This is a genomic window from Variovorax sp. P4_D9, assembly GCF_056401695.1.
On record NZ_JBFUIU010000959.1, the window covers coordinates 1 to 3113 of the forward strand.

3 protein-coding genes are annotated in these 3113 nt (G+C 66.7%); all 3 read right to left on the bottom strand.

Translation table 11 applies throughout. The features are described from left to right. Window positions 1–82: 82 nt before the first annotated feature. On the bottom strand, window positions 83–1075 hold the full coding sequence (locus tag AC1DY5_RS49040) for a Bug family tripartite tricarboxylate transporter substrate binding protein (RefSeq protein WP_478121569.1): 993 nt from the start codon (window positions 1073–1075) through the stop codon (window positions 83–85). A gap of 45 nt (window positions 1076–1120) precedes the next feature. After that, entirely contained in the window at window positions 1121–2764 is a 1644-nt protein-coding gene (aliA, locus tag AC1DY5_RS49045) for a cyclohexanecarboxylate-CoA ligase (RefSeq protein WP_478121570.1), read from the bottom strand. Between the two features lie 37 nt (window positions 2765–2801). Continuing rightward, window positions 2802–3113 (bottom strand): acyl-CoA dehydrogenase family protein (locus AC1DY5_RS49050; protein WP_478121571.1); only part of this gene is annotated, 312 nt, incomplete at its 5' end.

The window sequence follows — 3113 nt, forward strand, 5'->3', positions numbered from 1 at the left end:
GCCGCGGCCTGTTCAGCGTGATCACGCTGACCCGGCCGTGCGACTCCACCAGGATGGGTTGTGTTTGCATGGCAGCCCCGCTTCAATCCACGCTGATCTTCTGATCCTTGATCAGGGTGGACAACTGCGCCGTCTCATTGACCAGCAGCTTGCGGAAGTCCGCCGTGTCCATCGCGATCGATTCGGCACCGAGATCACCATAGCGCGCCTTCACGGYCGCCTGAGCCAATGCCTTGCCCAGTTCGCGGTTCATGCGGGCCACGATGTCGGGAGAGGTCCCGTTGGGTGCCCWCATGCCGAACCAGATGTCGAGGTTGGCGCCGGGAAAGCCCTGCTCGCCCACTGTCGGAACCTCGGGGAAGAACGGCGAGCGATGGGTGCTCACGATGCCCAGCAGCTTGACCTTGCCGGTGCGGATGTGCGGGAACGCGATGCCCGGGTCGCAGACGAAGTCGGCCTGACCCGACAGCACGTCCTGCAGCGCAGGGGCCGCCCCGCGATACGGGATGTGCGTGATGGAGGTGCCGGTGGCCTGCTTAAAGAGTTCGCAGGCGAGGTGCGGCGGCGTGCCGGGACCGGCAGAAGCGTAGGACAGCGTGCCCGGCTTGGCCTTGGCCTGTGCCACCAGTTCCCGAACGTCCTTGGCGGCCATCCGGGGCTTCGCGACCAGGTACATCTGGGTGCGCCCGACACTGGCCACCGGCGTCAGGTCGCGCGAAGGGAGGAGGTTCGACTTGAACAGCGAGGGATTGGCCGTTTCCACCGAGGTCGGTGCGATCAGGAAAGTCTGGCCGTCCGGCGCGGCACGCACCACCTCCGAGGCCGCGATATTGCCGCTTGCACCCGGCTTGTTGTCGATGATGACCGGCTGGCCCAGCGATTCCGTGAGGGCTTGCGACAAGATGCGCGCCATCACGTCGGTGCTGCCGCCCGGCGCGAAACCGACGACGATGCGGACGGGTCTCGTGGGCCAGTTGGCGGGCGTCTGCGCCTGCGTGGAACAGGCGACTCCCAGCAGTGCGAAAGCGGCGAGCGCCAGGCCCCGGCGTGCGGCCCTTGCGGTATGAGCGAACATGGATTTGTCTCCTTGGATGTGAGGAAAGGCGTGGGGCATTGCCGTTCAGGCTGCGCTCTCGCGCAGCAGGTCGCGCAGCTTGAACTTCTGGATCTTTCCGGACGGCGTGGTGGGCATCGCGTCGCGCACGACCAGACGCTCCGGGATGTACTGGATCGCCACCTTCTGCCCTTTCAGGAACTGCACGATCGAGGGCAGGTCGACGCTGCGGCCCGGTCGGGGCACCACCACCGCGCAGGCCCGCTCGCCAAGGCGCTCGTCGGGGTAGGCCACGATGGCGGCCATGGCAACGTCAGGATGCCGGTACAGCAGCGACTCGATCTCGACCACCGGGATGTTCTCGCCGCCGCGAATGATCACGTCCTTGCTGCGGCCGGTGATGCGGATGTAGCCCTGCGCATCGATGCGTGCCAAGTCGCCGGTATCGAACCAGTCGTCGGCGTTGGTGCCGTTGAGATGCGAACGCCGCAGATAGCCGCCGAAGTTCGAACACGAGCGCACCAGCAGCCTGCCGGGCTGATCGGGCGGCAGCACCTGGTCGCGCTCGTCAACCACCTTGAGCTCGACGCCGGGAAGCGCCAGCCCATCGGTCGTGACCGCGCGCTGGTCGTCGTCGTCCAGATGGATCAGCGTGACGGCCCCGTTCTCGGTCATGCCCCAGGCCGACACGATCTTGGTGCCCAGGACCTGGCGCGCCTGCTCCACCAGCGGGCCTGGAATCGGCGCGCCCGCGCACAGGAAGGTCCGCAGGCTCGGCACCTCCCGGCCGGTTTCGGCGACGTTCCTGGCAAGGTCCGTCAGGAACGGCGTGGAGGCCATCGTGAAAGTGGCTCCCTCGGCCCTGATCAATTCGATCGCCTGCTTCGGCTCCCAGATGTCCTGCAGCACCGCGCTGGCCTTCAGCATGATCGGCATCATGAGGCCATACATGAAGCCGGTCTGGTGCGCCATCGGCGAGGCCATCAGCACCACGTCGTCGGCGCCCAGGCGCAGGCGCTGCGCGTAGGGAATGATGTTGGCCATCGTGGTGTTGGCCGAGTGCATCACGCCCTTGGGCTCGCCGGTGGTGCCCGAGGTGTAGATCATCTGCGTCACGTCATCCGGGCCCGGCCGGCTGCGCGTGAGGATGTCCTGGGCGTCGGGTTCCGCCTCCCAGGCCGGACCACTGAGCAGGGCCTCGAAGCTGTTGGGTCCCGCGCCGCCGACCACCACGATCTGCTTCAGGTCGGGCAAGGCCGGTTGCAGGTCGCTCACCATCCGCTCGAAGTCGAAGCCGCGAAAGGTCTTCGGCACGATCACGACCTTGGCTTCGCCGTGTTTGAGCATGAACGACAGCTCGCGCTCGCGGAAGATGTGCATCAGCGGGTTCATCACGGCGCCGATGCGCGAGCAGGCCAGATAGACCAGCGTGAAGTGCCACCAGTTGGGCAACTGGCAGGCCACCACGTCATTGCGGCCCACGCCCAGGCGCGACAGCCCCACCGCGATCCGATCGGCCATGCGCGCCATCTCGCGATAGGTGAAGCGGATGGTGACGCCCTCCTCCACTTGCAAGGCGGTCAGCGCAAGCTTGTCGGGAAAGGCCGCCACGCAGGCGTCGAGCTCGTCGTTGATGGTGCGCTCATGCCACAGGCCCTGCGCCACCATTCGCGCGCGGCGCGGCGGCAGCAATACGGCATCGAATTCCATGGTCTTGTCTCCTGCTTCTCTGTTGTTGCGGGGGGGCTCAGGCCGGCACGGCGTCGCGGCCGGCGCGGGTGCGCGCCACGATGGTCTTCATGATCTGCGCGGTGCCGTCGCCGATCTGGAAGCCGAGCACGTCGCGCAGACGCTGTTCCATCACGCCGCGGTCGTAGCCGCCATGGCCGAACATCAGCAGGCACTGGTGAATGGTGTCGTAGGCCAGCTTGGGCGCCCACCATTTGCACATCGCGGCTTCGGCGGTGTGGGGAGCACCCTTGTCTTTCAGCCACAGGGTCTGCAGGCACAGCAGGCGCGCGGCGCAGTCGTGGAGGTATGAAGGCTCGCTCACCATACA

What these genes read in the sequence shown, in the direction of transcription:
- aliA (WP_478121570.1), bottom strand. Translation starts at nt 2,764, where the DNA reads ATGGAATTCGATGCCGTATTGCTGCCGCCGCGCCGCGCGCGAATGGTG.